Origin of the sequence: Mesorhizobium sp. M1E.F.Ca.ET.063.01.1.1 (assembly GCF_003998155.1) — a bacterium.
GTDB lineage: Bacteria > Pseudomonadota > Alphaproteobacteria > Rhizobiales > Rhizobiaceae > Mesorhizobium.
In genome coordinates this window covers 1-3,887 of the sequence record NZ_RZSC01000575.1, presented here as the reverse complement: position 1 = coordinate 3,887, position 3,887 = coordinate 1, and the positions used below count along the sequence as shown (strand labels likewise).

Sequence of the window (3,887 nt, the reverse complement as noted above, 5' to 3'; positions counted from 1 at the left end):
TTCGATGAATTCGCGGGCCCGCAGAAGCTCAAACGGCCCTTCTCCGGCGCTCGGCATCGGAGCCGAGCGGGGCGGCTCGGTCACGTAAATTCCCGAGCCGACCCGAATGCGGACGCGGCCTTCGACTTCAAGCGCGATCAGCGCCTCGCGGATGGTCGGCCGCGAAATGCCCATGCGCTCGGCCAGCTCACGCTCGGTGGGAAGGCGATCACCGGCCGCGTATTCGCCGCTGTCGAACAATTGCCGAAGCTGATCGGCAACCTGCCGGTACAGCCGGCGCGGAACGATGGCTTCGATCGGCATCGATGCCCAACCTCCCAGACAATGTCCAAGCCAATATGAATCGGTAAATTGGCCTGACCAATTCAAAGTGTCGCAAAAGAGGTGGCGAGTCAACCGTAAGACCGTATGTCCGCCTCGGTGAGGTGGCTCACCCTACACTGCGTGTCCGAGGGGCCGAGCAGATCCTCACCACAGGAGGACGAGCCGTGGCGGACTATAGAGAAGCATTTGTCAGAATCGATGTTGCGAAGCTGAAGAACGACTATTGCGGAGGCGGTCCGGGAAGGAGAAGTTCGCTTCTTCGGTGAGGTCGACGCGTCGGTAGCCAGCATGCGGCGGGTCATTGGCCGGATCGCCAGCCGCTTTGATCACGTGCATTTCTGCTACGAGGCTAGGCCGACAGGATACGGCCTTTATCGCCTGATCCAGTCGCTCGGGCATGAATGCACCGTGGTTGCGCCGTTGTACCGAGGAAGCCAGACGATCGGGTGAAGACGAATCGCCGAGACGCCATTGCCCTTGCCCAGCTATTGCGCGCCGGCGAACTGACTGCGGTGTCGGTTCCCGAGCGAAACCACTGTCCGGAAATTAACGGAACCCCTGTCCGGCTTTTGCGAAATGCGCACGGAAAGCACCTTCATTCGCCATTTCCTGGATAAGCGGAAAATGCTGTTTGACGGCGAGGCCAGGCCGACGAGGTGCTGCCGGCACGATAGCGATGTGCCCCGCGACTTAGGCCGTTGGCCGCATTGCAATGGACCTTCCGGGCCGACGAGGTTGAGCGGAACCCAGGCACCTTCCTCCTGGCGCTTTTCGATTTGAGGAACCCCCGAGGAGTGGGGCCGTTTCCTCGTTAGGAACCAAGTCGCTATTGGGAGGTGCACATGTCTATACGAATAGCCATCGCGTCGGCGTTCATCTTAGCGATCGCTTCGCCGGCCTTTGCCAACTGCACACAGGAGTTGAAAGCACTCGAGCCAAATGTCATCACTGCCGAAACGGGCGCAGTCACTAACAAGGCGGGTATTCCGGCGACGAAGCACCAAGCCGAGGTCCTGGCCGGCAAGCAGCAGGGCGGCAATACTGAGGTTACTGGATCAACGGCGGGAACTGTGAAGCCAACAACTCCTCATCAGGAGCAAGTGACTGGCAACCGCAGCGCTCAAAGCGCCGAACATCCCAGCGAACTGATGGCTGAAGCCAGTAAGATGGCCCAAGCTGGAGACGAACAAGGGTGCATGAAAAAACTGGCAGAACTCAAGGACGCTCTTGGCATTAAGTAACTGCCGGCTCGATCAACATCGGTGCACCAATGGCACGTGCCGCGGAGTGAGCCCAGGGCTCGCCGCGCACGAGTGCCTGTTTATACGGGCCAATCAGTCATGAGCTCTCAGATGATCGCAGGGGTTCATGAGCTGGCGTCCGTCGGTGGATGGCTTATGCTGATGATTTTGTCTGCCGTGCTGCTTGATAACCTTGAGATCTGCTGCGGTTACCTTGATAAAGCTTGGATTGAAGCCAGGCGCAAAGAAATCTTTCGCTCCCATCCGTCCGAATGTACGCATGAATGCGATTGAGGCTGTCCCCATCTTCCCCGCGAAAGTGTGAGGGGCAGGCCTACAAAACGACGCGCCGCAGTAGTTTCCTCACGTCGCCACAAGTAAAATCGTCGAAGCCGGCATGGCGCCCGAGGCCATAAGATTCCGCCGCTGTGTGGGATTGCTGCGATCGTCACCGCTCTACTCCTACAATAAAATCGGTAACATAGCCGTGATTAGTTGTCAGGTGCCCCCTTGTAGCCGCACACACATAATATTTATAACATTTAGACAAGCCTAATTTTAGTTAGACTTTTCTGCTTACCCGGGATGGTATACAAGCTAACAGCCTTCGCCACAGGCAGCTCTGCCGCTCGACGCTTATCGACAAACCTTCGGCCGGAAGGCACACGCTATGATGTGATGGGCAGCTTGGCTTGTGGTGGGCGGATCCGGTGTCGCACAAACCACAGGCACCGTAGCACGAAGCTTCGCGCATTTATGTTAGGATGCTTAGCCCCTATATGGCGAATGAGGGTTGTGGATAGTAACGGCATATTCACCATACCAGGGCATCTTGATTGAAGGCGCTTCCGTCGCGCCTACCCTGAGCCTGCGTCATTGACGACGCACCCCCGCCGAATACCGGCGGCCGACGTTTTCATGTACCCCAACCCGCCCCCTAATCAGTATGCGTCGGCCGCCGGCTTTATGAGGACGCAACTTCTCCGCCAACGGCGTTTGGTCGCCGCGCAGTCGCCTACCTAGGCTCAAGCGCTTTTCACGTAGCTGCTTCGCTAATCACAAACGAGCGGAATCTCGAGGTGAACCGGGCCTACTATTTACGAATGCTCTCTAGCTTGCGGGCCGGCGGTGCCTAGGTGTTTAGCATGCCTTCAACTCCGTTTATGCTATAGCGGAAGCCGTTCTGGCCGGGCTGGGTTGCTCTGTCTCGATGAAGCTCGTTATGGCCGCGGAATCCACCGTGAAGCCAGACGCGTGTCTGGCAATCGAATTCCAACACCAAAAAGTCTGAACATCGGAATTTCAAGTCCGAGTCTGACTCTGAGAACAGGCGGTTCCGAGCCTGTCCATAGGGCATGGCCGCCTTTCGGGAGATCACTTAGAGGCCTGATCGAGACAGCCCCGCTTGCGATGCCACGGCTCACAGTCAGGCGCAAAAATCTCGTCGGTCGGAAGTCCGAATGGCCCTAAAGCTTGCCCGAGCAGACTGATGGTGCACGCGGCACGCCAGCCGCCTGCACAATATTTAGGCCGCCTGCCTGCTGGGTGCATCGCAGGGTGATGGAGGCGATCCAAATCTATTGGGAAAGCCCGATTCGCGCTGATTTCGACGGTTTGGCACGGCTGTTGCTTGGCCCTGACGACCAATCGGTTTCGTTCAGTCAAAGAGGGAAAGATGAACCGTCGCAATCTGTGCATGCTGGCCTTCGCCGCCCTGGTTGGAATGGCCATGGCTCCGTCTCCGCGGGCGCGGGCTGACGCTTTGAGCAACATCGGCACGCGGGGCACCGTCCGCATTGCCGTCCCACAGGATTTCCCGCCCTTCGGCAGTGTCGGTGCCGACATGACACCGCAAGGCTACGATATTGATATGGCTAATTTGATCGGAGAAAAGCTCGGCGCCAGGGTCGAAATCGTCCCGGTCACCAGCGCCAACCGCATACCCTATCTTCAGACCAACAAGGTCGACCTAGTCATTTCGAGCCTCGGGAAGAACCCGGATCGCGAGAAGGTCATCGACTTCTCCAGCGCCTACGCCCCCTTCTACAACGGCGTGTTCGCCCCGGCAGATGTCGCGGTCGCCAAGGCCGAAGACCTCGCCGGCAAGACCGTCGGCGTCACCCGCGGCGCGATCGAAGACCTCGAACTGACCAAGGTCGCGCCCGCGAGCGCCGATATCAAGCGTTACGAGGACAACAACGGCACCATTTCCGCTTTTCTTTCAGGCCAGGTCGATGTGATCGCGACCGGCAATGTCGTCGCGGCCGCCATCATCGAAAAGAACCCGCCCAAGCGGCCCGAACTCAAATTCCTGATCAAGAA

Annotated in this window: 4 protein-coding genes and 1 pseudogene; 4 read left to right on the top strand and 1 reads right to left on the bottom strand. The window is 58.3% G+C overall.

Annotation, left to right across the window (positions count from 1 at the left end; all coding sequences use genetic code 11):
• Nucleotides 1-303 (bottom strand): GntR family transcriptional regulator (locus tag EOA29_RS28325; protein ID WP_127221910.1); only part of this gene is annotated, 303 nt, incomplete at its 3' end.
• 185 nt (nt 304-488) lie between these two features.
• Here EOA29_RS28325 and EOA29_RS43305 point away from each other — a divergent pair.
• The 4 genes and pseudogenes from EOA29_RS43305 to EOA29_RS28305 all read left to right on the top strand — a co-directional run.
• A pseudogene (locus EOA29_RS43305) lies at nt 489-851 on the top strand (transposase); the annotation flags it as partial.
• A gap of 315 nt (nt 852-1,166) precedes the next feature.
• Entirely contained in the window at nt 1,167-1,565 is a 399-nt protein-coding gene (locus tag EOA29_RS28315) for a hypothetical protein (RefSeq protein WP_127221909.1), read from the top strand.
• Between the two features lie 111 nt (nt 1,566-1,676).
• Complete coding sequence (locus EOA29_RS28310; protein ID WP_127221908.1) at nt 1,677-1,859, top strand: hypothetical protein; 183 nt, start codon at nt 1,677-1,679, stop codon at nt 1,857-1,859.
• Nucleotides 1,860-3,261: 1,402 nt separating this feature from the next.
• On the top strand, nt 3,262-3,887 hold a 626-nt coding region (locus tag EOA29_RS28305), incomplete at its 3' end, for a transporter substrate-binding domain-containing protein (protein WP_210213178.1).

Bases quoted from the DNA above. Each gene is read 5' to 3' on its own strand.
- EOA29_RS28315 (WP_127221909.1), top strand. From the start codon at position 1,167: ATGTCTATACGAATAGCCATCGCGTCGGCGTTCATCTTAGCGATCGCT.
- EOA29_RS28310 (WP_127221908.1), top strand. From the start codon at position 1,677: ATGATCGCAGGGGTTCATGAGCTGGCGTCCGTCGGTGGATGGCTTATG.